The sequence below is a fragment of the Klebsiella sp. WOUb02 genome (genome assembly GCF_050058015.1).
In the GTDB taxonomy this organism is placed as follows: domain Bacteria; phylum Pseudomonadota; class Gammaproteobacteria; order Enterobacterales; family Enterobacteriaceae; genus Klebsiella.
On the sequence record NZ_CP170110.1, the window covers coordinates 2577281 to 2603528 of the forward strand.

Here is a 26248-nt window from a genome sequence, read left to right on the forward strand (position 1 = left end):
TCGCCCGGGGAGATTAGAGCTGCCAGCTGAGCACCGGCCACCGGTACTCCTCATTCGCCGCCGCCAGCTGCGGGCAAGGGTTGACCAGCCGCACGCGGTCGACGTGCAGGCACAGCGGCAGGTCGTTAATTGAATCGGTATAAAACGTCACCTCTCCGCCGAACTGCGGATAGGCCTGCCGCCACTCCGCCAGCCGAATCACCTTCCCCTGCTGATAGCTCGGCGTCCCGGCAATCACGCCGGTATAGCCGCCGTCGGCCATCTCCACGTCGATGCCTAGCGCCTGGTCGATGCCCAGCTCATCGGACACCGCCTGTACCAGCAGGCTGACCGACGCCGAGATCACCAGCATCTGTTCGCCGCGCGCCCGCAGCGTGCGGATAGCCTCCCACGCCTGCGGATAGACCCGGGGCAGGATCTCCTCGCGCACGCAGCGGGCGGCCAGCTGATCGACTTCCGCACGCGGGACGCCGATCAGCGGGGCCTGGGTCAGCGCCACGTAGTCGGCGATATTCATCTCCCCGCGATCGTAATCCGCCATCAGCATCGCTTCTCGCGCCAGATAGTCCGGGTCGACGATCCATCCTTCCCTCACCAGAAAACGGCTCCATACCGTACTGCTGTCGCCCTTAATCAAGGTGTTATCCAGATCGAAGATCGTGAGAGTTTTGGACATCGTTAATTTTCCCTAATAAGTAAACAGGCTCGCCAGAGCATGCTTCAGAAAGATGACAGCAGAATGATCCGCCCGGCCTGTCCGCCGTCACGCCAGCGCCTCAAGGTAGCAAACGAAATATCCGCCCGGCAACCCGGGCCTGTGCCGCAGTGCCGAAATGATGAGGAGCTTGCACCTTGCCATCAGGCGGAATAAGCGCGCCCGCTTCGTTTTCCGTGAAATATTGTTTAATAGTGAAATTATTTATTAATAAATGAGCTTAAAAATGTTAACACCAATATTCTCTGCGCCGCCGGCGGGAGCAATTATGTCTGACCCTAACGTAAGGTTTCGTAAATATCGCCCTATCCCATTCTGACAATATGGTGAATACGCTATAAATAATTCCGTTCTATAGCTCACGATGAAAATAATGATATGAAGCCAAAGCTTGCGCACGCCTTATTATTTGTTCCTTTTTTGATTTTGGCAGGATGTTCATCCCCGGCTAAGCACCCGAAAACCGCGGCCCACCATGAATATGCCCCCATCGACGGCGGTTCAGATGACCTGATCCCGGTCCTCGCCGCGCTGCACGATCAGATGCATACCTGGCACGGTACGCCCTATGAATGGGGCGGCACCGATGAAAGCGGGGTCGACTGTTCCGGCTTCGTCTGGCGCACGCTGAAGGACCGCTTCAACCTGCCGATGGATAGGGTCACCACCAAAGAGCTGCTGCGGATGGGCGAGCGGGTCAAGCCTCAGCAGCTGCGCCCTGGCGATCTGGTGTTCTTCCGCATTAACGGCGGCATGCACGTCGGCTTCTACGACACCAACCATGATTTTCTCCACGCCTCGGCCAGCCAGGGCGTAATGCGCTCCTCGCTGGACAATCCGTACTGGAAGTGGGCTTTCTACCAGGCGCGGCGTCTGCCGAAAGAGTATAACGCCCAGATAACGATGAACGACGATCGCCAACATCTGGCTAAAAACCGCTAATTCACCATAAGAAAAAGCCGCTGCGTAAACCGCAGCGGCTTTTTTACTGTATCCCCGGCATCGCCGGGCGTCAGGATAATCAGAACTGGTAGGTCATGCCCACGGCAACGATATCGTCGTCGCTCAGACCCAGCTTATTATCGCTCTTCAGGCTGGTTGATTTTATAATCAACAAAGGCGTTCATGTTTTTGTTGAAGTAGTAGGTCAGGCCAACGTCGATATAGTTGACCAGGTCTTCGTTACCCACGCCTTCGATATCCTTACCTTTCGACAGCACGTAGCCCAGGGACGGACGCAGGCCGAAGTCGAACTGGTACTGCGCCACCGCTTCAAAGTTCTGCGCTTTCGTCGCGAAGCCGCCGCTGATCGGGGTCATTTTGCGGGTTTCAGAATACATGGTCGCCAGGTAGATATTGTTGGCGTCATATTTCAGACCGGTTGCCCAGGCTTCCGCTTTTTTACCCACGCCGCGCGCCAGCTGGTTCTGGGCGTCGGTACGGTCAGAGCTGGTGTAGGCTGCGCTGATGGCGAAATCGCTGCCGCCGAAGTCATAGCTTAAAGATGTACCGAAGCCGTCGCCGTTCTGTTTTTTGGCATCGCGGCTTTCGTTTTTGCCCTGATACTGCAAGGTCAGATCCAGGCCATCCACCACGCCGAAGAAGTCGGTATTGCGGTAGGTTGCCAGGCCGCTGGAGCGTTTGGTCATGAAGTTATCGGTCTGCGCGGAAGAGTCGCCGCCGAATTCCGGGAACATATCGGTCCAGGCTTCAACGTCGTACAGCGCGCCGAGGTTACGACCGTAGTCGAAGGAGCCGAAGTTCTTCAGCTTCACGCCGGCGAACGCCAGACGCGTTTTCTGAGTAGAGTCGCTTTCGGTTTTGTTGCCGGAGAATTCTGACTCCCAGCGACCGTAACCGGTCAGCTGGTCGTTAATCTGGGTTTCGCCTTTGATGCCGAAACGAACGTAGGTCTGGTCGCCATCCTTGCTGTCATCGTCGCTTAAATAGTGCATCGCTCTGACTTTGCCGTACACGTCCAGCTTATTGCCGTCTTTGTTGAAAACTTCAGCTGCCTGGGTCGCCGAAGAAGCAATAAGACCCATCATTATTAATGCCAGTGAGCTCTTTTTCATTATTCAGTCCTGGTGATTTATTTATACGCGCTAATCAATTCCGGGCGAAGGCCCCGTGAAAACAGGAGGTTTTTTAACGCTCCAGCATTAAAAATTTATGACAATGTGGAACTTTTTATAAAAAAGAGTATTTAAATATTTCCATCATAAAATTGTCATCATCCCTCTCCAGAATGCCCGATCCCGCGCAGTAAAACGGCGCGCTAAAAACGCCGCTGTTGGCAAGCGGCCTGAGTCCTGTTACAACATCACCTCGATATCGATATTCCTTTTGAACGGCAGAGAATCATGAGTGATAGCCAGACGCTGGTGGTAAAACTGGGCACCAGTGTTTTAACGGGCGGATCCCGCCGCCTGAACCGCGCCCATATCGTCGAATTAGTGCGCCAGTGCGCGCAGCTGCACGCCATGGGCCACCGCATTGTTATTGTGACCTCCGGGGCCATCGCCGCCGGTCGTGAGCACCTCGGCTACCCGGAACTTCCCGCGACTATCGCGTCGAAACAGCTGCTGGCGGCGGTAGGACAGAGCCGGCTGATCCAGCTGTGGGAACAGCTGTTTTCCATTTACGGTATTCACGTCGGCCAGATGCTGCTGACCCGCGCGGATATGGAAGACCGCGAGCGTTTCCTTAACGCCCGCGACACCCTGCGCGCCCTGCTGGATAACAACATCGTGCCGGTCATTAATGAAAATGACGCCGTGGCCACCGCCGAGATTAAAGTCGGCGATAACGACAACCTTTCGGCGCTGGCCGCGATTCTTGCCGGCGCCGATAAGCTGCTGCTGCTGACCGATCAGCAGGGCCTGTTCACCGCCGACCCGCGCAATAATCCGCAGGCTGAGCTCATTACCGACGTGCACGGTATTGATGACGCCCTGCGCGCGATAGCCGGCGACAGCGTTTCCGGCCTCGGTACCGGCGGGATGGGCACCAAGCTGCAGGCCGCCGACGTCGCCTGCCGTGCGGGCATCGATACCATCATTGCCGCAGGCAGCCGGCCAGGGGTGATTGGCGACGTGATGCAGGGCCTTTCGGTCGGTACGCGTTTTCACGCGCAGGAGTCCCCGCTGGAGAACCGCAAGCGCTGGATTTTCGGCGCCCCGCCGGCGGGAGAACTCACCGTCGATGCCGGTGCGGTGCAGGCGATTGTGGAACGAGGCAGCTCGCTGCTGCCGAAAGGCATCAAGGTCGTGACCGGCAACTTCTCGCGCGGCGAAGTTATCCGCATCCGCAATAGCGACGGCCGCGATATTGCTCACGGCGTTAGCCGCTACAACAGCGATGCGCTGCGCCTGATTGCCGGCCAGCACTCGCAGCAGATTGATGCGATCCTCGGCTATGAGTATGGCCCGGTCGCCGTCCATCGTGACGATATGATAATCCGTTAAGGAGCTGAAAATGCTGGAACAAATGGGCATAGCTGCCAAAGCGGCCTCTTACAAACTCGCGCTGCTTTCCAGCCGCGAAAAGAACCGGGTGCTGGAGAAGATTGCCGACTATCTGCAGGCCGGGACCGAGACTATTCTGCGGGCTAACGCCGAGGATCTGGCAGAAGCTCGCGCCAACGGCCTGAGCGAAGCCATGCTCGATCGCCTGGCGCTCACTCCGGCGCGCCTCGACGGAATAGCCAACGACGTTCGCCAGGTGTGCAGCCTGGCCGATCCGGTGGGCCAGGTTATTGACGGCGGGCTGCTCGACAGCGGCCTGCGTATTGAGCGCCGTCGCGTCCCGCTGGGCGTTATCGGCGTGATCTACGAAGCGCGGCCAAACGTCACCGTCGACGTCGCCTCCCTGTGCCTGAAAACCGGCAACGCGGCCATTCTGCGCGGCGGGAAAGAGACCTGGCGCACCAACGCCGCGACGGTGAAGGTGATCCAGCAGGCGCTGGAAGAGTGCGGCCTGCCGGCCGCTGCGGTCCAGGCGATTGAGAGTCCCGATCGGGCGCTGGTCGGCGAGATGCTGAAGATGGATAAGTATATCGATATGCTGATCCCGCGCGGCGGCGCGGGCCTGCATAAACTGTGCCGCGAGCAGTCAACGATCCCGGTGATCACCGGCGGTATTGGCGTGTGCCATATCTTTGTCGATGAGTCCGCCGAGATTGAACCGGCGCTGAAGATCCTCGTCAACGCCAAGACCCAGCGTCCGAGTACCTGTAACACCGTCGAGACTCTGCTGGTGCATGAGAACATCGCCGGGCGTTTCCTGCCTGCGCTGAGCAAACAGATGGCGGAAAGCGGCGTGACGCTGCACGCTGACGCGCGGTCGCTGCCGGTGTTGCAAAACGGCCCGGCGAGCGTAGAGCCGGTGAAGGCCGAGCAGTACGATGACGAGTTTCTGTCGCTGGATCTGAATGTCAAAGTCGTTGCCGACCTCGATGACGCCATCGCGCATATCCGCCAGCACGGTACCCAGCACTCGGATGCCATCCTCACCCGCACCCTGAGCCATGCGAATCGTTTTATCAACGAGGTGGACTCTTCGGCGGTGTATGTGAATGCCTCCACCCGCTTCACCGACGGCGGCCAGTTTGGTCTAGGCGCGGAGGTGGCGGTCAGCACCCAGAAGCTGCACGCGCGCGGCCCGATGGGGCTTGAAGCGTTGACGACCTATAAGTGGATTGGTTTCGGCGACGATACCATTCGTGCTTAAAGCCAGACGGGTGATGCAAAAGTAGCCGGTTGATTCATAAGGCCATTGACGCATCACCCACTTAGTTTTAACCTTTTACCCCGTGATTCACGCTCGTGGACATGTCCTTTCAGGGCCGATATAGCTCAGTTGGTAGAGCAGCGCATTCGTAATGCGAAGGTCGTAGGTTCGATTCCTATTATCGGCACCATTAAATCAATGAGTTACGAGATCCTCTTTCATAAAATCTTCCCGTTTTTTCTCTCGCGTACTTACTGGCGTACTTATTTAGCACGGTATAGCTCCTTATCATAACCTCCCCTCCTGAAAGCGTTAGCCTTTTGACCCTTGGCTGAAATCCGGTTGTTGCATATAGTGGTGTAACGACATAAAGACCGGGCAACATAATGACAAAAACAGAAAAAATGCTGGCGTTGCGAAAGTGGTTCAACCCAGATAACTATGACGCCTTGTTGGATCTTACCGTGGAAGAGTTACGCCAGGAGTTCAGGTACAGGCAGAACATGTTTTACTCTCTGGAAACGGCTATCGAGAGGCAACGCGAGAATCTCAACTATAAAGAGGAAGAACTGATTTTCTCTGGTCAGCCTGTCCTTACCGCTTCGCTAGGTGAAAATAAACTCTCTGTTGGCGAACATAACCTTGAAAGCGATCAACATGTCAGACTTTTCCCTGTCGGGTGGCTTTACCAGCTTATGGGTGTGATACGCAGAAGCAAAATCGTTCCTTTGGATGAGTTCGGGCGTCCTGAATCTGATTCACTCTATAACCGCTATCCGGCCTCGTGGTTCTGGGGAAAACTGCACGAATCCCAGAAAGGACGAATGATATTGCATATCAACCTGCGAGGTTCAACGGATGATGAAATCCTTGAATCCATGCGTTACCTGTTACCAAAGTGGCGTAAAGCAACCGGGGTGAAGCTAATCGACGGAAAGCTGGCGCTTAATTTTGGTGAGGTGATGATTAAGAAGCTGGTGGATTTTCGCATAATCCCCTTACTTGATTTGCTGTATTGGTCGGGGCGTAACGAGATAAAATTGAGTGATGCCGAGCTATCGGCGCTCATATACCGGGTAGGGATCGATGCGGTTCGTGGTGACTCCCAGATCAAGGAAACGGATAAACCGATGGCCCTTAAAGCCAAAACATACCATTTTGATAATCAGTTTATGGCTTTTTTGTATAAAAACAGATACATGATGGATATGAAAGTATCCGCTATCGTAGATAAGCTCAATCAGGAACAGGAAGAAAGAGAAGAAAAGAGAAAGTCAAGGGGTAAGGTATAAAAAATATTTCCTGGTAAAACTTGAAGGAGAGCGTTTCAGACGCCCTCTTTTTTTTTGGTCCATTTTTTAGCATGGCTATTCGCAATATCATTCTTCACATCAAAACAACAAAGGAGAAAAATATGAACCAAAATTATGAAAGTTTTATTCGCTTGTCAGAAGTAATAAAAAGAACAGGTATAAGCCGATCAAGCATTTATCGTCTGGTAAATAAAAATAAGTTTCCTGCACCAGTAAAAATAAGTGAAAAGACTATTGCCTTCATCGAGAGAGAAGTAAATGATTGGATTGAAAACCTGATCAATTCCTCACGCAATAAAGCAGCATGATTTAAATTAACATAAAAATAAAAGAGGTATCTATGAGTACACTAGTAAGTATCCTCCGGCAGAGCCGGAGGCTTTAGGGTGAGCGCCTCAAAGGCGCCGACAAACCATGAGCCGCCCAGGGCGGCTGCTATACGTTCAGTTTCATTTGATCGTATCGTTCGTCTTCTCTCTCCTGGTTGCGTATGTACGCCCTGACCGTGGCTTCATCCAAACCAACGGTTGAAACGAAATAACCTCGAGCCCAGAAAACTTCACCGGTGAAGTTTTTACCTCTGCCGAAGTGTCGTGCTATCGCTATCGCACTTTTTCCCTTCAGATAGCCGACTACTGTCGATACCGAGTACTTTGGCGGTATGCTGATGCACATGTGGACATGATCGCGCATCAGATGCCCCTCCAGAATCTGACAGCCCTTCTGGCTCGCAAGCTCGTGGAATATTTTTCCCAACTCATGCCGCAGCGCACCATATAACCGCTGCTTCCGGCGTTTAGGGATATAAACCACGTGATATTTACAGTCCCATTTCGTATGGCTTAAGCTCTGATAGTCTCTCATCACGAATCCTCATCTCTTGGCGGAGATTTCAGATTCGCGCGACTGACTTAAAGGTCAAACCTTTCGGAGTCCCCCGGCAAAGCCGGGGGTTTACCGGATTTAATTAAAAAAGCAACAAGAGAAATGGATAAACTGGACTGGGGTTATTTGGATATACTAGCAGAGTACTTATACACTCCGCACTGGATTGCCGATTTCGACGATAAAAAGAGCAAATTTTACAATATAATCATAATCTATCGTGATCTTGATCGCTTTGGTCAGGAATCACTGAAAAGTTATCTGGCGTATAGAAAAAATAAAATCATTTCAGAACGTTAATAATATAACAGCAGATTTTAAAAATGGTGAGTAAACGCCATATGGCTGGCGTTTGCCTGAAATAAACAATGGGAGAAATAAAAATGAAAACGTTTTATATAAGAAGCCCGTGCTTTAAAATTGATGTTAATATTTTTGATGAGTTTTATGAAGATGAACTAAGACGTGCAGTAAAACAAGGTTTGGATAAATGGATTACGGATACAGGGATCTTGAAACGGACAAACAAACAGAAAAAAGCGTCTGACAAGATAGCTTTGCAAGATTATTTAAATAAATATGCAATCAAGGAGTCGCATGTTAATGCAGTAGAGGTTAAAGTAAAGATCTTGTGGGATATGCCGTGGGTTAGGCAATAGTCCGGAAACGGGCTTCCTTAATAAAGCATAATTTAAAAGTTTTTCCTTTACCAGAAATACATCCAGGGGACAAAAATGAGCGATGAATTTCATATCCTGTACCAGTACAGAAAAATACAACAAGCCGCTGCCACAACGGATATCAAAACACTTGAACAGATTTTGGTTAAGTTTAGAAAGGTAGTGGCTGAACGGCGGGCTGAGCACTATGCAGAGATTGGGGAAGAGGCTGTACGGCAGATAAGAATGGAGAAGATCCTTGAGCAGATGAGAAAGGATGGGATTTGTATGGAGGATCTGTTGCGTCAGCCTCATGGAACTGGGTAGTATCAAGGAAAGGGCTGTTGTGTGCCAAAATCGGACTGATACTTTCCTATTCGACCGCATTCGGCAAAACCCGCAGTTTACCGACAATCAAAACCTTACCAGTACCTGGATTTGATATCTACCGGCTATAAGCGAGATCACTTAATTGAATTATAGTGATCTATAACTTTTTCTATGCGCTCTAAAAGATGAGTAAACCGTGAAAAATCAATAATACCTTTCTGCGCCTTAATAATATGCGTCGCAAATGCTTCTTTACTTAGGTCATTAACTTTGTCACGGTTGGCGACCGTATTAAAACGCTTTCCTTTATGTACCCTTAGCCGATCAACATCACTAAAAAAATACTCAATATCAGTCTCAGAGCCTCCCATCCCCTGAGGTGTGAGCACCAGATAAAGATTGCAAAAAATATGAACAAATTCAGACTGACGGATGTCGGACACACCTATGCCCGCGGGAAAAATATCAATACCCTTAGTTTTTTTAACTTCATTGATCAGGTTACTTGGGCCAGAGTCATTATCTACGAATAAGATTACGGGATGCGACGGTTTAGGTGCTTTATAAGCATTAAACAATTTTTGGTAATTGACTACAAAATTCTTTAGATAATCACCACCACCAAAAAGCTCCAATAAGTATCGGGTTCGCTCATTATATTTAAAAAACTGAGTCAAAGTCTTATAAGGCTCTGCGGCGCTTTTCCCAGTTGCCAGTTTAGGGAATTGGGCTGCGAGACTCCATATTGCTGACTTTAAATAAATATTATCAGTCTGACCTTCAGTAAGAATCGTAGGTCTGGTGTTACCATAGAACCAGCGATAAAAAAGAAACTTACTAAATGTTATCTCCCTAGATGTGTGTAAATAACGCCTGATTGAAGGGGTACTTTTTCTGATGGCGTCTTTTTTTAAATGATACTTAGGATTTAATTTTTCGCCTTGACGAAGCCGGTTATAATGATCAACTTGGTCAATGAAAGTCAGTTTCCCTTCGAGCCTGTGAATGTTGCCAGTCACCTCATCGCCATTTATCGTCTCTTTAAACTCACCCGTGTTAAACAGATGATTGCACTGAGCGCGCACAAGCCGCCAGTATTCTTTTTTAGTATTTGGTTTTTTATTTACGACTAACCCCGTAACTTCCTGCCGGGAGTCTTTGTATTGATCCCTCGTTTTAGATTCATTAATCGAAAATCCTGAACGGGCAATCTCTCTTCTGATGGCCTTCCCTGCAACAAAAGTATGATTATCTGATTTCGCTATAGAAGAGGGCAAACTTTCCTTTCTGGTTGAAAAAGTTATATCGTCTGCATATCTCGTATACGTACATGAATATTTTGCGGCGACCGCTGCTAATTTAATATCTAAAGCATGAGTAATTAAATTAGAAATGACGGGTGAGCACGGACTACCCTGAGGCAGTTCGTTATTATAACAGGCTATTTTTGCAATCACCGTAGATATTTCTGGTTCAAGCAAAAAGTTCCCGTTTTTAATGAAAAAACCTCTTACCCTTCCGAAATTAAAACTACCAAAGAAGTTTTCTAAGTCAATATTGAAGACGTGCTTTTTCCCTAAGTGCATCATTGCGTTGGTAATAATTGAACGTTTTCTTTCAAATCCATGCGAAAGCGAAGGCTGTTTTGTTCCTGAGCCTGAACACTTCACTTTTAAAACAAGAGAGTTTTTTGCTTTTTGACTCGCTATCTGAGTTGGGGAATTTCAGAGAGATAATTTCATCTAGGCAGTCAAGTAATAAATCTGAAAGCGAGGATTGCAATTTTTTTAGCATTCCTGACGGGGCGCTGATAAATCTTTTACCCCCGTTCCTCTTGGGGATCTCGAATTGTACGTATTGATTTTCAGGCTTAACGATATACAAGCAATACGTTAATGCAGAAGGTTTTATGCCTAAAACTCTTGCTAAATCCGGCTTTGTCTTTGCCGATTTTAATAATAAAAGTCTACTCACTATACGTCCCCATTTAAAAAGGTTTATGGGCACTCTTACGCAAACTTGACAAGAACCTAAGAATCGCCAAGACAGTGAGTCCCTGAGGGGGCAAACTTACCGGACATTTTTTTCACTGATCGCGAAACGCGACCCAAAATCTGCCCATAAACCATCTTCAATATATCAAAAATCGGACAGCTTGCAATTTATCTGTTCCTGCCAGACTGACATTTTGTTATTTCAGCAGCATCTGCTTCTTGCACAGAGGGACGTTGTTCTCATTTCATGGCCTGACCGCCCCTGATGTTTTTTCTTTCCTTTTGGTAAAATGCCAATTCTATCGAATCTCCCTGACCAGCTACAGCGCTGAATGCTGCATGTTGTGCCTCTCTCAGTCAGGAGACATACCAGGTATAGGGGCTGGCGGTCAGCACCGGGCAAGAACACGCCGGTATGCCTGCTACTCCATTCGATAAAACTCCGGCAGCGGAGGCTTTAACCGAGTACGATTTTCCGCCAGCGGAGCTTTTCTCCTTGCTTTTTTACAGACTTCACAATGGTTAGGTGGAGTTAGAAAATGTAATTGCTGACATTAATCAAATGTCCGCTAATCACTTGGAATATACGTTCACCGTTCTTAAACTGAACACAGACATCGTGTTTTTTATCTGCCCAGTCCAGACCAACGTGTGCAGCAAATTGAGTAGTCGCAGCCATCACCAACTCCTTTCATCGGGGATTGGTATGCATTCCACGCTCTTCGAAAGAAATATAGCCAGCAGTTATCTGCATGCCCTGAGTATTCGTTAGCGAACGTGGAGCACCTACTGGCTCGAAAGAAAAGCGGCGATCATCACGTGATTCTCGCTCAATATTCGTAACCAGTAAGCGCATACCCTGAATCACTTAAAAGTGTAATTCTCAGGGTGCGAATGACTATATCTCGCTCATAGCGGACCAACAGCAAGTCCTGGGGGTGAAGGTGTATGGCTGCTCCGTAGCGCGTCAGTGGCTGATTATAGTTAGAATATGCCTATTATCAAAAAGCTCAACCAGAACCGCTTCCAGTGCTTCTGGTTGCCACATACTGGACAGGTAAAGCTCCTCCGTTCCTGTTTTGCCTATCAGGTCTTCTCGAACTGCTACCATGACAGTGCTAAGGATCTGGTCTTTACATGACAGTAGTTTTTCTTTGTCTAAAAAGTGAAACCGACGACCGGAGAAAATCATTCTCAGGTAGTTCAGATAATTATCCTGGAACTGGTCATGGCTGATGCCATTAACCGAGTAATACCGAATAAGTGATTTTGTTATGACGTTGGCTATACCGTATTCATCATTATGAATGTTTAGTATTTCGTTTATTTCATTTTTTAGCATTTTTATCTCCATTTTTTATTTTTATTTCTTCGATAAATCTGGCTCTGTCGCCATTAAATACCACCGCAGGATTGATATAGTAAATGTACTTGGATTTGCTTGGTGCTATGATCTGCTTATCTATAAGCTCTTTTATTCCTCGATAAAATACAGGATTGGATAAGTTGAAATCACACTGACTTGCTATATCTTTTGCTGTTTCAAAATTCATATAAATCTGATCTTTACCAATCGCGTCAGAAATTGAAAAGAGAAATATGTAAAATAGCTTATTACCTGTCAGGGACAGATCAAAGAGAACACGGATTTTGGAAATGAAAAGCTTAACGAACTTCTCTTTATCAACTTCCTGTATAGAGTGAATGACACTTTCGTATCGTTGTCCCTCTGGTGATTCAAATTTCCGTCCACGGGCCACTGTTCTTCTTTTATCTTTCGTGTGGGTCTCAATACCGTTTTGCAATATAAATGGATTCTTATCATAGGTGTTGTTGTTCATTACATTTCCTTTTTTCTTATTATTATAGACATATATAACTATGACTTTCACAGTGTCAAATATATTTTGAAGTGTTTTCTTCATTTTTATTTTAAATATTGAAGTAAAATACAACAAACCCGAAGAGAAAAAGAACAAACCCAAAGAAAGATCTACAAACCCGAAGAAAAATCAACAAACATGAATAAAATGAGATTTTAATTCATTGTTTTATATGATTATTTTTCTATTAAGAAGTATAAGAAATATAAGATCTAAGAGGACAGCAGGAACACTGTGCGATCTTAATATCGCCCCAATGGGTTTCGACTGGAAAATGTTTACTTAAACTGGACGTTCCGCCAGTTTTCATAACGATGTAAAACGTTTTTCTTAATTGTGTTATTAAACCCCTGCACAACATAAGGTTGTGCCTGTGGGGTTCATGGTGGTTGAAGAGCTTCTTTTATACAGTAACAAACACTATAACAGTGCATTTGCTTCTTTGCCTATAAGGGGCAACCAGCAATGCCTGTATGGGCTGATAGTTATAGTGGTAACGTTTTTCATAGCTATATGCTCGCTTACTCGCATTACGCAAAATTTAAAAACCTTGGATAAATGGCTTGTCTTGATTGAGCTAACGCGCTCAATCGCTAAAACCCTGGCTCTCGCCCTTTAGATTTAAATTTTTAAAACGTTTTACTTCACCTGATGAAGTGATTTACTTCATTTTTCACCCCTAAAATGAAGAAAAGTCTTCACGCGATGTAGAAAATGGTTTTAACAGAAAATCTATGCTATTTAAGTCATCAGTGCGCGTGAGCGCATAGCGATTGAGCGAACAGCGAAATCAAGACAGCTTCCTTTATCAAAGGGTTTTAATTTTAAAGCAGCATATGAGCAAGCGAATGTGCTGCACAGAAAAACTAATTAAATAACAAACCATCAGTCCCTGGCCTGCTGGTTGCCATAAAAGGCAAAGAAGCAGAGGCCAAAGGTTTTGTGTTCTGATTATAAAAGAAAGAAGAAGCAAGAAATATGAACCCCAATGACACGGCACAACAGCCGTGTAGGGTTACTTAAAAAAAAAGAAAATCGTTAGATATTTTTTACCTCATAGAAACAATACAGATCATCTCTTGCTTCGCTCTATATGAATAATGAAGAAGAAAACTGCCCTCAGACCGCTTTAAATAAGGATCGTTACTGTCAGATCCTGCATATTGAACTGTCAGGATCGGTAATGTAAGCTGTCATTATTTTACTGTTTTCTGATAGTTAAAAATAAACTGTCAAGATTACTATTCGCATTGGAACTTTAAGTATCGACAAATAAAACTTGAAATGTCAAAATAAATTTGATTTTGACACTTGACATATTTTATTCTGATGTTAAGACGTAACTTATCAATCAAATAAAAATAATAAAGGAGATAAATATGGAAGATTGTGATAACAATGTTGCTATTGCCAAAGTTAACGAGAAATCGAGTTTAAGAAAATCAAGGCGAGGATTACCACGATATAAAACTAATCCTTTCTTGCAAACAACAAGTAATAATACAAAGAGTGGATCTCGCAGGATTACAACAGGAAGAGATCGTTTGTTGGTTATTAATGAAGATACAGGAGAACAGTTAGCAGGTGCTGGTTTTTTTCAGTGGCAGGAGGTTGATAAAACACAGTTTTTAAAACTCTATATAAACGGAGTAAAAGCGTTAACGGAACTCACGGGTGCGGGAACAAAGGTTTTTGAAATTCTATACAGAACAGTACAGGATTTTAAGGACACGGACAGAGTTTTTCTTGCGTATGAGCTTATAGATCAAGAAATAGTGAAGATCTCGGAGTCAACATACTATCGAGGCATGAAAGAACTTGCTAACAAAGGTTTTATTGCTGAAACGACAGTACAGAATTCATATTTCATTAATCCTGATTATATGTTCAACGGTGATCGTTTATCTTTTGTTAAGTCTTATATTCTGACAGAATCGAAATCTAATGTGAAAAAGACGCAAAAACACGCCATACAAGGAGAGAAACATTTAACCTGATGTTATCCCTTTTGTGCAATAGTAAAAGGCTTAAAATGGCTTGTAGAGCGTTAGACTGCTATCAAAAGATATGGCAATGAATTAATAATGAGGGATATAGGGTATTAAAGTTTACGACAGTCGGTCGTGACGCAGACTTAGGCTGTGTCCCGTAATCACCTGAGCTATAGTAACTGTCTGTTTCCACAACATATTAAACTATGGCTCGCTACGACATTCCCGATGAAGCATGGACTATCATCCAACCCTTTCTGCCAGCAGCGTCTGCCTCTCCACAGGCCGGGCGTCCGTGGGCGGAGCATCGTATGATCATCAACGGCATGTTCTGGGTGCTGTGTTCAGGTGCACCATGGCGTGATTTACCTGAACGGTACGGCCCATGGAAGACCGTTTATAACCGCTTTAACCGATGGTCAAAATCGGGTGTGATTAACATTATTTTCAACAAGTTACTTTCAGACTCTGGATGCACATGGCCTCGTGGACTGGTCGGCCACTGCACTGGATGGCAGCAATATCCGGGCGCTGAAATGTGCTGCCGGTGCGCAAAAAAACAACCCGATATCACCGGAGATAATGGGCTGGGTCGCTCTCGCGGTGGTTTTGGCACCAAAATTCATCTGGCGACAGACGGAAGTGGTCTGCCGTTAAACATCGTACTGAGTCCCGGTCAGGCTCACGAAAGCCAGTTTGCACAACGTCTTCTGGACGGTATCGGTGTTCAGCGCCAGAACGGAAGTATCAAGCGCCGTGGTCATGCAGTACTGGCTGATAAAGCCTACTCCGGACATACGTTACGTAACGAACTGAAAAGAAGAGGGATAAAAGTTGTCATCCCGCGTAAATCCAATGAAAAAATGGCCACAGATGGTCGTTCACCACTCGATCGTGAAGCCTACCGCAATCGCAATGTTGTTGAGAGGTGCTTTGGTCGCCTGAAAGAATACCGCCGCATTGCCACACGTTACGACAAAACGGCGAGGAATTATCTGGCGATGGTGAAACTGGGTTGCATCCGATTGTTTTACAAGAGGTTATGTAATTAAGGGACACAGCCTAGTGTTGTTGTACTCTTTGCTCTTTGGATGATTGATGGCAAAGATTGATGTGGTTTGTCCCCGTTGCTCTGAAACTCAGGGGGTTATCCGGAACGGCCATTCCAGTTCAGGGGCGCAGGCTCTATCGCTGTAAGCAGTGCCTGAAGACCTTTCAGCTCGACTACCGCTACAACGGGGCGAAACCCGAAACTCATCAAACTATTGTTGATATGGCGATGAATGGCTCTGGATGCCGCGATACGTCCAGAGTGCTGCGGATAAGTCTTAACACCGTTCTCCGTCATCTAAAAAACTGGCACCGCATCAGGTAGCACAAAACGTTGAGCCAGGAGCAGAAGTCGTTATCTGCTGTGAAGCCGATGAACAGTGGTCATATGTCCGCTGTAAAGGCAATCAACGCTGGCTGTTTTATGCCTATGACCGCATCCGAAAGCGCGTCATCGCCCATGTATTTGGCCCACGAAATGCGCTGACATTAAAGCGTCTTCTGGTTTTGCTGAGCCAGTTTAGCATTGCCTTCTACATGACCGATGCCTGGCCGGTATACCGAACTTTATTGTCCTCAACCAGTCATGTTATCAGCAAGAAATACACCCAGCGGATAGAGCGACATAATCTGAACCTGCGGACACATCTTAAGCGGCTTACCCGCAAAACCATATGTTTCTCAAAGTCTGAAGAGATGCACGACAAGATCAACGTCAAGCCGACAACAGGCAATTACGTTCACATATCATGTCATTTCAACTGTATCCGTATAATATTTAAACACCATATCAACATTTCCGCTCTGCTAGTTCCTGCAAACCGTTGAAAATCATTTGGATAAACGATCTGTACTATCGATCAATATATAGATAACAATAGGTACAGGCTATCATATGTGCCTAGATTGATCGGTTATCCAATTGATTAAAACGATCGATAAATGATTTATAATAGCTAAGGGCTATCATAAATCCATTTTTGATCGTTACAAACGATATGACACTCTCTCAGTTCTAGATCAATTATATCAATTGGTTACGTCCTCTCTTTAAGGTGAGAATCATGTCTGAATGCCCGTTTTGCAGAACAGAAGTCCAGCAGGGTGCTTCTGTTTGTCGTGGTTGTGGCGCGGAAGAAGTAAAAGGCTACGTCAGTCAGCAAACGATGAAGTTTTTAGCCGTAGTTGGAACAATCCTTGGCATTCCCACTGCCTTCATTGTCGCTTTCGCAACGCATTCAACACCATTAATGGTTATCGTTCTTCTGGCGATGATGCTTGGCCCGATACTGATTTTAAAAATAAAGAACAGAAACAAGATTAGCTGGATCAGGCCAACGGCCCGGTAAGTACGCCAGCACTAGGGAAAACAATCATTTTAATGGCTCACTGCTTCTAGGAAGTGAGCTTTTTTTAAAACAATAATCAGGTGAGTAACAATGAAAAGAACAATCACAGCATTATGTGTTCCCGTGCTGCTGGCATTAACGGGTTGCCAGCAGTTAAACGAAGCAACAGGGAAAGTAGGAGAAACGATCAACTCGTCCTTATCTTCGCTGGGTAATGCTTTAAGTACTTCCGGTAGTAAAGGTAATACAACAGCAGCAGATAATCTCCCTGTGAACACCGTTAACGCTTTAGGCGTTATTTGCCGTGATTATGAAGCAAACGCTATGGCAGGTAAAAAGAACTGGATTGGTAAGAAAATCAGCATCAGCAACGCCACTGTTCTGGAAGCTCAGGAAGCCTATGACACAATGAAGTATCTTGGTGCACAACGAGACCATAAAACCTACGCTATTATTTTCCAGACGGCTGATACGAAATATTGTGGTGGGGCTGTGCTGTTGTCTTACTATCCGGGTCAGGATGACGATATTTTAAAATTTAAGAAAGGACAGAAAGTGAATATTACTGGTGTTGTTTATGATATCGGAGATCGGACTTTCAACACCCATAACAATGGCAATATGGCAGAAAAGGTGATAAAGTTGCGTGATGGTGTCGTAAACTGATTATTGATTTATAAGTGATTTATTTTAGTTTTGAACTTATCTGACAATTCCAGAATCAGAATTGTCAGATTGGTACGTAACTTTTAATGTGACTTCTTGGATTTGTTTTTAAATTTGTTAATGTCTACCACATTAATATCATCCGGTATTGATTTGTTATTAAGAATATTATTCAAAATATTCATGTCTGTATCAGGAATATTATCAGTGGAGTCAAAAGCTAATCTGTTCGCAGATATAACCTGCTCGATGAGTCTCATTGCTTTTACAAAAGACAGCTTATTATAATGAACCAGCCAGATTAACAACATTTTTTCCTGCGCTTTAAGAATGTCGTTTTCGCCTTTAATGCAACGCCACTCGTCATTCAGTCTCAAATCAAAATGAAGTGCTATTTCTTCATCTTCGGGAAACGCACCGACTTTATCATATGTATATTGAAATTGATAACTTACCTGAGAAATATGTGCCATGACGCTGCGATCTGTTTGTTGGTAAAAACGAATTTCTTTGTGTTGTTTGAAATACCTGTCTATGGATTTTTCCATAGCAGCAGTAGTAAACAGTGAATAATCAGCGCCCAGCCATCCCATGCCGTTGACCAGTCGGGTATTAAGGCGTTCTACAAACCCCTGAACATCGCCTTTGCGAACCTGATGAATAACATGCACCCAACGGCTTTCATATTCCATCGCAATCAGACAGGTAGAACGACCTATCTTGACCGCATGAACTACCCACTGAATGATTTCCTTATTCTTTACGTCTGACTGACGTTCCATGATGGTCTGCTGTACAGATGAAGCAGGCTCAAAGAAACCTTCATCAACATTTTTTTTGTATCTACCGTAAAGGTGTGTCGCCGCTGCTGCGGAGCAGTTGATAACCATCATATCGATAATCCCTCATCATTAGGGTTAGAGAAAAATTTATTTTTCATTACAAATCTCCATGATTGAGGAAAATCAGTCCTGGTAGAACATGCTTGAACTCGGCAGCATCAATGTTCTTACGTAGCTTGTCAGCCGCTTTCCACAGGATGACCTCTAACGGGTCTGTTTTGATTTCTTTGGGTTTTCTAGCCATTACGGTCATTTTCCAGATACGGACGATTGACCTATTTTGCCTTAAAGTTCCTGTTGTTACGAGTTTATCAGTTGATTTTTAATCCCTGAATTTTGACTGCTTGAATAAAAATCACCCATCTTTGCGCTTACCCGAACCAAAGCGAAATTTTGGGAAGGTGAAACCTTTTGATTTTGTAGCAACTTTCTTTTCCTTTGGTAAAGGTGGAAAGGCAACTGGTCGGTTTGTTTTGTCTGGCTCTTGTTTTTTCTCATGCTCGTGGTTGTAGTTCGCGTCCGGAGGTACGGAAACGTTTGCTGATTTACTGGTAGTCCCCATAGCATCCCACTGCCTGCGGGTGATCTTCAATTTAGTAACGGGGTCAATCATGATCTCATCCGGCGAAATATCCGTTAGGATTTCTGCGTCTTGTAGAGAATTGATAACAGGTGGTGTGGCTACGGTAGCAGTAGCGAGTTCTGGTTCGGCTTTCTGAACAGGGTGCTTAACCAACACACTCATAAAAGATTTAATAAAATCATACAGCTTGTGCAAATTGATCTTACGCTTACGCCTTAACAGCGTTGGTTTTTCTGTTTTTGGTGCAACACCATAGTAAAGGGACATATCCTTTTGCTTAGCCTCGACAGGCTTAAAGCGGCGCTTTCTTTCGGGAACAACCAGTACAGGCTGACGAACGGGTTCTGGCGAACGTTGCATCGGGTGATGTGGTGCTGGATTTGCTTTAACGGTTTCGATGCGGAAAGTGTTGAGGTTGACGGTAATGAGATGGCTCACATCACTGTTAAACAACTGCCTGAAATCGTTAGCAGCTTGTTTCTTCTGCGCTGCCTGAACCTGCTCTGCGGCGCGTAGGGCTTTGGCTCTTTTGGTATGCCATGATTTACGGTCTATCCTTGTAAGCGCAGGACGGTTAAGTTCAACAGCCTTTGCCAGTTGTTCATTAGCGATATCCTGTCTTCCCGCTTCCTGTGCAGCATTAGCCAAAGCAATCGCTTCTTCACGCTGCGCTGAAAGGGAACGGTGATCCATGCGATTCGCAGAACCAGTACGTTCCAGTGCACGGTTAGACATTCTGGACCATGACGCACGCCATTCATCCATTAAATCATGCTCGTTCCAGCTTCTGTTCTTGTTGCCGAAACCTTGTGGTGTTATCTCGCGTAGTGTAAGCATAACGTGAGCATGAGGATTATGACCGTCAAGGTCATGGAAAGAGATATCGGCAATCATGCCCTTACTGACAAAATTACGTTTGCAGTAGTTTTTCACTAACGCGATTTTGGCATCGTTATCCAGTTCAACAGGAATAGCGATATCAAAATAACGTGAGAGTTGCGCATCTTTTCTCTTTTCTATTTGTTCTATTTCGTTCCACAACACAGCAGAGTTTTCCACAATATTATAAGGCGTGTGTTCTGGTGCAAGAATGCAATGGTGGAACAGGTCAGAACGATATGAATAATCGTACACGTCTCCTGTTCTCAGATCTTCTATTTTTTCTCTTGCGTTATATGCGGCAAGATAACAGGACGATTTTCCTGCGGATCTTTTTAGCATGCTAAACGATAAATGAAATATTGCCATACTACAAAAACACTCCTGTTGGTTTTAATTTGTTTTAAAGGTGTTGACCTTTGCTGCTTTTAGTTTTTCGCAAGAAAAACTTATGTTTTGACTTTAAGGCCCCCGCCAGGCCCACACGTTGCGAAGCAATGTATAAGTGGGCATTGTATTTATTTTTTATTCAGCTTGCGCCGAATAACAATAAAACAATGGTAAGGATTTACTCTGGTGTAAGCGCCGAATGAAGAGGCGCGTAAGCTTTGGGGTAAAGGGATATAAGTTGAACGCGGAATGTTTTTCCTTTTGCTTATATTAATAATATAACTCGGAATTTAAATCTTGTAAAATTTGCAAAACAAAAAATATATGTTAATTCATATTTAGCGTCGAATGAAGAGACGCTTTAATGTTAAATTAATCACAGGGAAAGGGAATGAGTAAAATAATAGACATAAAGAACAGTAAAAATGGAATGTATGATATCGAATCGAAATGGTTTTTTATTAACTGCAATGGAAATGACGCAGAAATTAACATCCAGTTGAACGATATTAAAGTTGATAGCGAATTCAGAACCATCAGAGAAAAACATCAGTTAGGATCTTACGCAGAAAGTGAAAACACATCAACCAGAACCCTTGCCGGAAGGTACGGTAACGCCATATCTTCGCTTAAAAGAAGCATTATGCAGGAGTTAGTGATCGTCGTAACAGGGTTGTTTCTGCATTATTTCGAGATAGATTCAACCTATACGACAGCAAGAACAGTGATTAAGGGATTATTTGGCTTTTCAGTTAAGCGGGAAGTGATTTTATCCTCATTTTCAACAAAAGGAAGACTGGCGAATAATAAAAGTCAATGGTTTTATATGGAACAAGAAGAAAAACAGATCCTGTTTACGGTATTCATGGCTGTTCTTGATGCAGGCAGAGTTTATGAAAGTATTAAAAATCACCTTGATATACTGGTATCGGCAACGAAATAACAAAGAGATATATCTCTTTGCTTATATGAACCATTTAATTTAAAACATAACAGGAGAAACATATGAAGCAAAAAGATTTAAGTCAGTTGCTGGCATCAGCACAACAGGAACTGAACAGATTGACAACGGCTCAAAAAGTATTAACGAGAAAAGAAAAAACACACCGTAAAATTGTCTTAGGTGGTGAGGTTGCAAAGTACCTGGGGCTGGATATTGAACAGGATATTTTGGTTGGATTTCTTATGACTTTCGCCACGGCAACGAAAACAGATTTAGAACGCTACATAAGTAACGGGGCCAGAGCCAGACAAAATGAAAATCTTCGAAAAGAACAGGAAAATAAAAATTCAGTTAAAAAGTCTGAGCCAGAAAAAAAGGATGACCAACAGCAATCTACCGAAGATCTCTCAGAAATCGAGTTGTCAGAAAAATGTGATCATTTAGAAAGGAAAACGACTGTGAAGGTTAATAATTTTAACTTGATGTTGGAGCGCAGACTTGGTAAGAAAAAGGAATGATATTAATAATCTGTCTATAAGTAATAACGCCAGTGATAATGAGGTGATAGCGTCAGCAATAGAAAGTGTATCATTCTTTCTGTATACCATACTCGCCGATTGTTTTCCTGAAATGGCGACACCAGAATGTGAAGGTGTTTTTTATGAAGAGTTAAAAACAGATATTATTGCTTTTGTGATGGATTACAGACAGGATCTGAACAGAAGAAATGGATTGAGCATAGATCAAAGGAATGTTATCCGGGCTTTTACAGAACAACGATTTTTTGAAAAGTTATCGAAAGCACTGGAAAGATGTAAGGCAGATAAGATGGTTAACGGAATTAAGAAAAAAAATAGAAAAGACAGACCATAAATTGTAGATCTGTCTTTAAGCAGGTTTACAACGTGTTATCTTTGGTAATGCCAGAAACACCATTACTTTTTACTGATGCAATACCTGTTTCACGTGATTGAGTACTGGCATACATCTGACTTGTGCCAATAACCTGATGATTAGCAGCTTTGAGATTAAAAAAGCATTTGCCATTTGAGGAAACTTTTTTCTCATAGCGTTCATCGAGAGGGCTGTTTGCCTGAACTGATGCAATGCCGTTTTCTGCTGCACCTTTGGTTGTGTAAAGTTCACTGGTAAGAATGGTCTCCCCATTACCGGCTTTGAGAACAAACCTGAACTGCCCATCACTGCTTTTGTTTAACTCGAACCATCCTGACATGATAACTCCTTGTTTATATGATAAATAAACATGTTCTATGTATGTGCACATTTCACTTAAAGTATGAACACAAATCCGTATATTTCAAACTTTTGTTTAAAATAAAATAAACGGAATTATCCTATGGACTTATTCAAGTGAATCATAATTAACGCATTTGACAGGTGTATATCAAAAGAAAAGAAACCTCGTATATTTTAAAACTTGTTTTACAATATACGAGGTTGACCAAACCCACCGGGTGCGGTAGTGATTTTTTAAATTGTTATATTATTTAATCACAACGCTTGACTTTGCCTCCTTATGTGTTAATTAAAAATATGTTGTTATACAACCCTTGATTGTTATTTTTTAGCCCTGTTTATTCAGCGTAATATCTGTCAGGATTTTTGTTGGTTTTCAGGGCTTCTTTATTGACTTTTTATTTATATCGATTACTACATAATTAAAATAACTTAACAAAGGGATATATCAATGAGAATAAAAAAGAAAGGTTTTTCTTTACTGGAATTGATTCTGGTATTAGCGATTGCATCAGCAGTTTCATTTATGCGTTTTCAGGATCTGAAACAGGAACAGGAAAATATACAGGCCAAAATAGCAGGAGAACAAATCAGGCAGCTTGGCGAGGCGGTAAACAGTTATATCAGTATCCGCTACGATAAACTATCCACGCTGACGGCATCAACAGGAACAAGCACCGATCCGGGACCTCGAACCTGTTCGGGGTCTGTCTGTACCATTACCTACCAGACACTGATCAATGAAGGATTATTGCCTTCCTCTTTTACTGGCGTAAATATTAGCAAATCAGCCTATACGATTTTACTGAAAAGGAACGGAACGGCTCCCAACTATGTTATCAACGGATTAATCACCACGAACGCTGCCTGGACAGAAGGAAACAAGGTTCGTTACGATCTGCTTGGAAAGGCCATGCAGACAGCAGGTATTGACAGTGGCATGAGCAAACTTACTAACCAGATCTCAGGTTATAGCGGTTTGTGGTCTGAAACAACTTCGGGATTTTCCAGCATCAATAAAGTGGGTCTGCTTGGCTATCGTGTGGGTTATGATTCTTCCATGTATTCGGTTTACTTGCGTCGTGACGGTACTCTGCCAATGACAGGCGATCTGAACATGGGCGGAAATGATATAAACAATGTCAAAGATATTACCGCGTCGGGCGATATCAGTGCTGTATCGTTCAATGGTTCCTATGGACGCTTTGCAAAGAACGTGAATGTTTCCGCAGATTTATACGTTGCGGGTTTTTCGTCTTTTGGTAAAAATGTGAACATGAGCAGTTATCTCACGGTTAAAAGCGGAATAAACTCTGAAAGTTATGTCTCAGCCAAAACCAATAACAGCCGCCTTCAAATCGGTGGAGGCGGTTCGAGTAATCAGAATGCGGTGCTGATTAACGTGGCAGGCGGGGCGGGTGATGGTTACCTCTCCCTTAACGGCGATAACAACTCATCGGTTAAGCTTGATATATTGGGAAGTCAAAAGATACGTGGCGATCTTATTTTGTCAGCGTCAAATGACGTTAAAACCACGGGTGCTGTCTCTGCGTCAGGTAATATCACCGCTTCGGGAACGGTTTCAGGGCAGTATTTGCAGCCCACGTCTACTGTTGAAGCAGGTACGGTTTGCAATGCAGATGGCCTGATAAGCAAAGATACTTCTGGCAGAACATTGTCCTGCGTGAGCGGCAAGTGGCAGTCCGGAGCGGGGATAACTGAATATACTACCAGTATCTCTTACGTCTCTGGATATGGAAATAATTACTGTCCTTCTGACACGGCAATTTTCGCCTATTATGGAACGGTCGGATATAAAGCGGGTTGCAGGGCAGACAGGAGATATTCTAGTGGGTGGGTAACGCCACACCAGCTATCGCTTACTGAAAGCGATAGCTGGGGGGAATAATGGTGGATGCGATTTTCAGGTATATACGGTAAGTAATGTTTCAAAGGTGAAGTGTGGTTGATTACTATCAGGATTTAATATTAGCCATATAAATCTTTATATTTACATAGTGGTTTATATGGCTTGCTTCAAGTTAATTTGGCTTCTCAGGCATAACAGATGAGTGATGAGATGATATTGGGTATCCAAAATCATACCATTTTAATGGCTGGTTGATTTTTAATAATTACCTAAGCGCTTATATATGCACTCTTAACATATTTTACCACTCGCATGTGAGCGGTTAGATTATAAAGTTTATTGTTTATGTTCTGACTGGAAAAATTGACAATGACCATCCGTGGCCTTTGTTCGATTTATCCCTTCTGCGCAAACTCAAACGGTCTGACCATACCTCCCCGATAAGAATCAAGAAAATCAACCCACCATTGCAACATAAGGAGGCGCTGTTCAAAATATCTAGCTGCACGAATGTTGTATTCACCATTTGGCTCATTAGCCGTTCAACAACGTCTTCTGAGCAGTGTCCGGATTCAATTCAGGTACTGCACATAAGGGTACGGAAACCACGACCGCACGGGCCGTTTCGGGTGTCATATACCATTTTAGGCAGTGCTTTGTAAGAAGATAGTAAGGATATCTTGGAGGTTACGGCTGTTTTGTCTCTACCTTGTAGTGTTAATATCCATTATAATTTGTTTTTATGATTTTATATTCCATTATAATATCAAATTATAGTTTTATTCACCAAGAAATTTTTAGTGGTGTAGTGTATGATTTTGCAGGAAATTAGGGTGCCTAGTGGCTGTTTTTTGTGAAAGTTGCGGATATACATGCAGGAGTAATTTAGTGTCAGATGTATTAGTATTTTTTTCCATTTTCGTATCAAAGACAATGTTTGTCATATCTGGACTTTTTCCTATATTGAATCCACCGGGGCATGCGCCACTTTTTTTATCCGTCACAAATGGGATTAAGAAAACAGAAAGACGGTTTATTGCAAAGAAAACGGCAATCTATTGCTTTATTCTTATTGTTTTTACTATGTGTTTTGGCGTTTATGCATTATCTCTATTTGACCTTTCTATTGATATTGTAGAAGTTTCAGGCGGTATCCTTGTTGCAAAACTTGGCTGGGAGATGTTGGGAGGAGAAAAAAATGAAATCTCAGAACGAAAGGGTGAAGAAATAATAGAAAATACACAATCAAATATTTTAGAAAATGCATTTTATCCTATAACATTCCCCTTAACAGTAGGTCCCGGAACCATATCCGTAGCAATAGCACTTTCCGCTAACTTACAAACAGTATCTACAGAAGTAAAAGAAATATCAGCCAGTATATTGGGCGCGGTCGTTGCAACAGGTATTGTGTGCTTTATTATCTATATATGCTACGCATATGCTGAATCAATATCAGATAAGTTAGGTGAGAATGGGAAAAATGTATTGTTAAAGTTATCCGCGTTTCTACTTTTTTGTGTTGGCATTCAGATACTATGGAACGGAAGCGTTAACCTACTACAATCCATAAAGTAGAATGCAACAAATTACTGTAATATAAGCGTGTTGTTCAATGCACGCTTATATTTAGAGCTTATCCCAATTGGTATTTATTCCAGATAGTGACACCGCAGGCCAGGGTAATCCCCCCATCAAAAGTAAGTATTCTTAATTCTCGCTTTTCTCTCTCAGGGCATCAGTATCCGCCCAACCAGCTCAGCCAGCTACGCCTTCTCTTTACTACACAGCGCTACGCGCTAAAATCAATCGTCTTAGTGATTCTGAATCCTCTTTCCTGAGCATTATCACTCATACTTTCAATGGTTTGGCATGAAGAGCAAACGGCAGCGCATGAAGTCAGAGAAATACCTGAAAA

Annotated in this window: 27 protein-coding genes, 1 tRNA gene and 3 pseudogenes; 19 read left to right on the forward strand and 12 right to left on the reverse strand. The window is 44.2% G+C overall.

Annotated features, from left to right (window positions below):
* Positions 1-13: 13 nt before the first annotated feature.
* Positions 14-676: an HAD family hydrolase gene (locus tag ABOC21_RS19380; RefSeq protein ID WP_426812929.1), complete on the reverse strand. Its 663-nt coding sequence runs from the start codon at positions 674-676 to the stop codon at positions 14-16.
* 417 nt (positions 677-1093) lie between these two features.
* Between ABOC21_RS19380 and ABOC21_RS19385 the strand changes: the two genes are divergently transcribed.
* Positions 1094-1657 carry a C40 family peptidase gene (locus ABOC21_RS19385; RefSeq protein ID WP_426812930.1) on the forward strand — a complete coding sequence of 188 codons (564 nt, stop codon included), beginning with the start codon at positions 1094-1096 and terminating at the stop codon, positions 1655-1657.
* 79 nt (positions 1658-1736) lie between these two features.
* Here the strand turns inward: ABOC21_RS19385 and phoE are convergent.
* Positions 1737-2790: pseudogene (phoE, locus tag ABOC21_RS19390) on the reverse strand (phosphoporin PhoE).
* A gap of 288 nt (positions 2791-3078) precedes the next feature.
* On the opposite strand from phoE, the gene proB reads away from it, so the two are divergent.
* From proB to ABOC21_RS19415, 5 genes are all read left to right on the forward strand, one after another.
* Positions 3079-4182 carry a glutamate 5-kinase gene (gene proB / locus ABOC21_RS19395; protein ID WP_426812931.1) on the forward strand — a complete coding sequence of 368 codons (1104 nt, stop codon included), beginning with the start codon at positions 3079-3081 and terminating at the stop codon, positions 4180-4182.
* A gap of 10 nt (positions 4183-4192) precedes the next feature.
* Positions 4193-5446 (forward strand): glutamate-5-semialdehyde dehydrogenase, encoded by a 1254-nt coding sequence (gene proA, locus ABOC21_RS19400; protein WP_426812932.1) that lies wholly within the window; start codon positions 4193-4195, stop codon positions 5444-5446.
* Positions 5447-5560: 114 nt separating this feature from the next.
* Positions 5561-5636, forward strand: a tRNA-Thr gene (locus ABOC21_RS19405).
* A gap of 196 nt (positions 5637-5832) precedes the next feature.
* The gene (locus tag ABOC21_RS19410) at positions 5833-6738 is read left to right on the forward strand and encodes a DUF6387 family protein (RefSeq protein ID WP_426812933.1); all 906 of its coding nucleotides are present in this window, start codon (positions 5833-5835) and stop codon (positions 6736-6738) included.
* Positions 6739-6860: 122 nt separating this feature from the next.
* On the forward strand, positions 6861-7067 hold the full coding sequence (locus tag ABOC21_RS19415) for a helix-turn-helix transcriptional regulator (protein ID WP_409161407.1): 207 nt from the start codon (positions 6861-6863) through the stop codon (positions 7065-7067).
* 127 nt (positions 7068-7194) lie between these two features.
* On the opposite strand, the gene tnpA is transcribed toward ABOC21_RS19415, so the two are convergent.
* A complete protein-coding gene (gene tnpA / locus ABOC21_RS19420; RefSeq protein ID WP_426812394.1) occupies positions 7195-7623 on the reverse strand; it encodes an IS200/IS605 family transposase in 429 nt (142 codons plus the stop codon).
* A 123-nt stretch (positions 7624-7746) separates the two neighbouring features.
* On the opposite strand from tnpA, the gene ABOC21_RS19425 reads away from it, so the two are divergent.
* The 3 genes from ABOC21_RS19425 (at position 7747) to ABOC21_RS19435 (ending at position 8630) form a co-directional block, all read left to right on the forward strand.
* On the forward strand, positions 7747-7944 hold the full coding sequence (locus tag ABOC21_RS19425; protein WP_038919995.1) for a hypothetical protein: 198 nt from the start codon (positions 7747-7749) through the stop codon (positions 7942-7944).
* Positions 7945-8027: 83 nt separating this feature from the next.
* A complete protein-coding gene (locus tag ABOC21_RS19430; RefSeq protein WP_426812934.1) occupies positions 8028-8303 on the forward strand; it encodes a hypothetical protein in 276 nt (91 codons plus the stop codon).
* 75 nt (positions 8304-8378) lie between these two features.
* Positions 8379-8630, forward strand: coding sequence for an H-NS family histone-like protein (locus tag ABOC21_RS19435; protein WP_426812935.1), 252 nt, complete (start codon positions 8379-8381; stop codon positions 8628-8630).
* A gap of 137 nt (positions 8631-8767) precedes the next feature.
* Here the strand turns inward: ABOC21_RS19435 and ABOC21_RS19440 are convergent, their stop codons facing one another.
* The 4 genes from ABOC21_RS19440 to ABOC21_RS19455 form a co-directional block, all read right to left on the reverse strand.
* Positions 8768-10303 (reverse strand): retron Ec67 family RNA-directed DNA polymerase/endonuclease, encoded by a 1536-nt coding sequence (locus ABOC21_RS19440; protein WP_426812936.1) that lies wholly within the window; start codon positions 10301-10303, stop codon positions 8768-8770.
* Between the two features lie 856 nt (positions 10304-11159).
* Positions 11160-11306, reverse strand: a complete 147-nt coding sequence (locus ABOC21_RS19445; RefSeq protein WP_426815599.1) for a hypothetical protein — start codon at positions 11304-11306, stop codon at positions 11160-11162.
* A gap of 288 nt (positions 11307-11594) precedes the next feature.
* A complete protein-coding gene (locus ABOC21_RS19450; protein WP_426812937.1) occupies positions 11595-11969 on the reverse strand; it encodes a hypothetical protein in 375 nt (124 codons plus the stop codon).
* Positions 11956-12468, reverse strand: coding sequence for a replication/maintenance protein RepL (locus tag ABOC21_RS19455; RefSeq protein WP_426812938.1), 513 nt, complete (start codon positions 12466-12468; stop codon positions 11956-11958). Before ABOC21_RS19455 ends, ABOC21_RS19450 begins: the two co-directional genes overlap by 14 nt.
* Positions 12469-13889: 1421 nt before the next feature.
* On the opposite strand from ABOC21_RS19455, the gene ABOC21_RS19460 reads away from it, so the two are divergent.
* The 5 genes and pseudogenes from ABOC21_RS19460 to ABOC21_RS19480 all read left to right on the forward strand — a co-directional run bounded on the left by ABOC21_RS19460 (position 13890) and on the right by ABOC21_RS19480 (position 17566).
* The gene (locus ABOC21_RS19460; RefSeq protein ID WP_426812939.1) at positions 13890-14507 is read left to right on the forward strand and encodes a replication/maintenance protein RepL; all 618 of its coding nucleotides are present in this window, start codon (positions 13890-13892) and stop codon (positions 14505-14507) included.
* Between the two features lie 200 nt (positions 14508-14707).
* Positions 14708-15553, forward strand: a complete 846-nt coding sequence (locus ABOC21_RS19465; RefSeq protein ID WP_426812940.1) for an IS5 family transposase — start codon at positions 14708-14710, stop codon at positions 15551-15553.
* Positions 15554-15599: 46 nt separating this feature from the next.
* Positions 15600-16295, forward strand: a pseudogene (locus ABOC21_RS19470) (IS1 family transposase); the annotation flags it as partial.
* 320 nt (positions 16296-16615) lie between these two features.
* Entirely contained in the window at positions 16616-16900 is a 285-nt protein-coding gene (locus tag ABOC21_RS19475; protein ID WP_426812941.1) for a hypothetical protein, read from the forward strand.
* 90 nt (positions 16901-16990) lie between these two features.
* The gene (locus ABOC21_RS19480; RefSeq protein WP_426812942.1) at positions 16991-17566 is read left to right on the forward strand and encodes a hypothetical protein; all 576 of its coding nucleotides are present in this window, start codon (positions 16991-16993) and stop codon (positions 17564-17566) included.
* A gap of 83 nt (positions 17567-17649) precedes the next feature.
* Here the strand turns inward: ABOC21_RS19480 and ABOC21_RS19485 are convergent, their stop codons facing one another.
* From ABOC21_RS19485 to mobQ, 3 genes are all read right to left on the reverse strand, one after another.
* Complete coding sequence (locus tag ABOC21_RS19485; RefSeq protein ID WP_426812943.1) at positions 17650-18459, reverse strand: DUF6933 domain-containing protein; 810 nt, start codon at positions 18457-18459, stop codon at positions 17650-17652.
* 46 nt (positions 18460-18505) lie between these two features.
* Positions 18506-18652 carry a type I restriction-modification system subunit M N-terminal domain-containing protein gene (locus ABOC21_RS19490; RefSeq protein WP_426812944.1) on the reverse strand — a complete coding sequence of 49 codons (147 nt, stop codon included), beginning with the start codon at positions 18650-18652 and terminating at the stop codon, positions 18506-18508.
* A gap of 111 nt (positions 18653-18763) precedes the next feature.
* The gene (gene mobQ / locus ABOC21_RS19495; protein WP_426812945.1) at positions 18764-20239 is read right to left on the reverse strand and encodes a MobQ family relaxase; all 1476 of its coding nucleotides are present in this window, start codon (positions 20237-20239) and stop codon (positions 18764-18766) included.
* Positions 20240-20651: 412 nt separating this feature from the next.
* Between mobQ and ABOC21_RS19500 the strand changes: the two genes are divergently transcribed.
* The 3 genes from ABOC21_RS19500 to ABOC21_RS19510 all read left to right on the forward strand — a co-directional run bounded on the left by ABOC21_RS19500 (position 20652) and on the right by ABOC21_RS19510 (position 22076).
* On the forward strand, positions 20652-21203 hold the full coding sequence (locus tag ABOC21_RS19500) for a hypothetical protein (RefSeq protein ID WP_426812946.1): 552 nt from the start codon (positions 20652-20654) through the stop codon (positions 21201-21203).
* Positions 21204-21265: 62 nt separating this feature from the next.
* A complete protein-coding gene (gene traD, locus ABOC21_RS19505) occupies positions 21266-21721 on the forward strand; it encodes a conjugal transfer protein TraD (RefSeq protein ID WP_426812947.1) in 456 nt (151 codons plus the stop codon).
* A gap of 112 nt (positions 21722-21833) precedes the next feature.
* The gene (locus tag ABOC21_RS19510) at positions 21834-22076 is read left to right on the forward strand and encodes a hypothetical protein (protein WP_426812948.1); all 243 of its coding nucleotides are present in this window, start codon (positions 21834-21836) and stop codon (positions 22074-22076) included.
* A gap of 25 nt (positions 22077-22101) precedes the next feature.
* On the opposite strand, the gene ABOC21_RS19515 is transcribed toward ABOC21_RS19510, so the two are convergent.
* Positions 22102-22437: a YegP family protein gene (locus tag ABOC21_RS19515; protein WP_426812949.1), complete on the reverse strand. Its 336-nt coding sequence runs from the start codon at positions 22435-22437 to the stop codon at positions 22102-22104.
* Positions 22438-22911: 474 nt separating this feature from the next.
* Here ABOC21_RS19515 and ABOC21_RS19520 point away from each other — a divergent pair, with 474 nt between their 5' ends.
* Positions 22912-24369 (forward strand): prepilin-type N-terminal cleavage/methylation domain-containing protein, encoded by a 1458-nt coding sequence (locus ABOC21_RS19520; protein ID WP_426812950.1) that lies wholly within the window; start codon positions 22912-22914, stop codon positions 24367-24369.
* 356 nt (positions 24370-24725) lie between these two features.
* Here ABOC21_RS19520 and ABOC21_RS19525 read toward each other — a convergent pair.
* A pseudogene (locus ABOC21_RS19525) lies at positions 24726-24988 on the reverse strand (tyrosine-type recombinase/integrase); the annotation flags it as partial.
* A 230-nt stretch (positions 24989-25218) separates the two neighbouring features.
* On the opposite strand from ABOC21_RS19525, the gene ABOC21_RS19530 reads away from it, so the two are divergent.
* On the forward strand, positions 25219-25908 hold the full coding sequence (locus tag ABOC21_RS19530) for a MarC family protein (protein ID WP_426812951.1): 690 nt from the start codon (positions 25219-25221) through the stop codon (positions 25906-25908).
* Positions 25909-26248: the final 340 nt, after the last annotated feature.

What these genes read in the sequence shown, in the direction of transcription:
- ABOC21_RS19380 (WP_426812929.1), bottom strand. Translation starts at nt 676, where the DNA reads ATGTCCAAAACTCTCACGATCTTCGATCTGGATAACACCTTGATTAAG.
- ABOC21_RS19415 (WP_409161407.1), top strand. Translation starts at nt 6,861, where the DNA reads ATGAACCAAAATTATGAAAGTTTTATTCGCTTGTCAGAAGTAATAAAA.
- tnpA (WP_426812394.1), bottom strand. Translation starts at nt 7,623, where the DNA reads ATGAGAGACTATCAGAGCTTAAGCCATACGAAATGGGACTGTAAATAT.
- ABOC21_RS19455 (WP_426812938.1), bottom strand. Translation starts at nt 12,468, where the DNA reads ATGAACAACAACACCTATGATAAGAATCCATTTATATTGCAAAACGGT.
- ABOC21_RS19460 (WP_426812939.1), top strand. Translation starts at nt 13,890, where the DNA reads ATGGAAGATTGTGATAACAATGTTGCTATTGCCAAAGTTAACGAGAAA.
- ABOC21_RS19520 (WP_426812950.1), top strand. Translation starts at nt 22,912, where the DNA reads ATGAGAATAAAAAAGAAAGGTTTTTCTTTACTGGAATTGATTCTGGTA.
- traD (WP_426812947.1), top strand. Translation starts at nt 21,266, where the DNA reads ATGAAGCAAAAAGATTTAAGTCAGTTGCTGGCATCAGCACAACAGGAA.
- ABOC21_RS19385 (WP_426812930.1), top strand. Translation starts at nt 1,094, where the DNA reads ATGAAGCCAAAGCTTGCGCACGCCTTATTATTTGTTCCTTTTTTGATT.
- ABOC21_RS19445 (WP_426815599.1), bottom strand. Translation starts at nt 11,306, where the DNA reads ATGGCTGCGACTACTCAATTTGCTGCACACGTTGGTCTGGACTGGGCA.
- ABOC21_RS19500 (WP_426812946.1), top strand. Translation starts at nt 20,652, where the DNA reads ATGAGTAAAATAATAGACATAAAGAACAGTAAAAATGGAATGTATGAT.
- ABOC21_RS19485 (WP_426812943.1), bottom strand. Translation starts at nt 18,459, where the DNA reads ATGATGGTTATCAACTGCTCCGCAGCAGCGGCGACACACCTTTACGGT.
- proA (WP_426812932.1), top strand. Translation starts at nt 4,193, where the DNA reads ATGCTGGAACAAATGGGCATAGCTGCCAAAGCGGCCTCTTACAAACTC.
- ABOC21_RS19515 (WP_426812949.1), bottom strand. Translation starts at nt 22,437, where the DNA reads ATGTCAGGATGGTTCGAGTTAAACAAAAGCAGTGATGGGCAGTTCAGG.
- ABOC21_RS19480 (WP_426812942.1), top strand. Translation starts at nt 16,991, where the DNA reads ATGAAAAGAACAATCACAGCATTATGTGTTCCCGTGCTGCTGGCATTA.
- ABOC21_RS19465 (WP_426812940.1), top strand. Translation starts at nt 14,708, where the DNA reads ATGGCTCGCTACGACATTCCCGATGAAGCATGGACTATCATCCAACCC.
- mobQ (WP_426812945.1), bottom strand. Translation starts at nt 20,239, where the DNA reads ATGGCAATATTTCATTTATCGTTTAGCATGCTAAAAAGATCCGCAGGA.
- ABOC21_RS19430 (WP_426812934.1), top strand. Translation starts at nt 8,028, where the DNA reads ATGAAAACGTTTTATATAAGAAGCCCGTGCTTTAAAATTGATGTTAAT.
- proB (WP_426812931.1), top strand. Translation starts at nt 3,079, where the DNA reads ATGAGTGATAGCCAGACGCTGGTGGTAAAACTGGGCACCAGTGTTTTA.
- ABOC21_RS19475 (WP_426812941.1), top strand. Translation starts at nt 16,616, where the DNA reads ATGTCTGAATGCCCGTTTTGCAGAACAGAAGTCCAGCAGGGTGCTTCT.
- ABOC21_RS19510 (WP_426812948.1), top strand. Translation starts at nt 21,834, where the DNA reads ATGGCGACACCAGAATGTGAAGGTGTTTTTTATGAAGAGTTAAAAACA.
- ABOC21_RS19425 (WP_038919995.1), top strand. Translation starts at nt 7,747, where the DNA reads ATGGATAAACTGGACTGGGGTTATTTGGATATACTAGCAGAGTACTTA.
- ABOC21_RS19410 (WP_426812933.1), top strand. Translation starts at nt 5,833, where the DNA reads ATGACAAAAACAGAAAAAATGCTGGCGTTGCGAAAGTGGTTCAACCCA.
- ABOC21_RS19435 (WP_426812935.1), top strand. Translation starts at nt 8,379, where the DNA reads ATGAGCGATGAATTTCATATCCTGTACCAGTACAGAAAAATACAACAA.
- ABOC21_RS19450 (WP_426812937.1), bottom strand. Translation starts at nt 11,969, where the DNA reads ATGCTAAAAAATGAAATAAACGAAATACTAAACATTCATAATGATGAA.
- ABOC21_RS19490 (WP_426812944.1), bottom strand. Translation starts at nt 18,652, where the DNA reads ATGGCTAGAAAACCCAAAGAAATCAAAACAGACCCGTTAGAGGTCATC.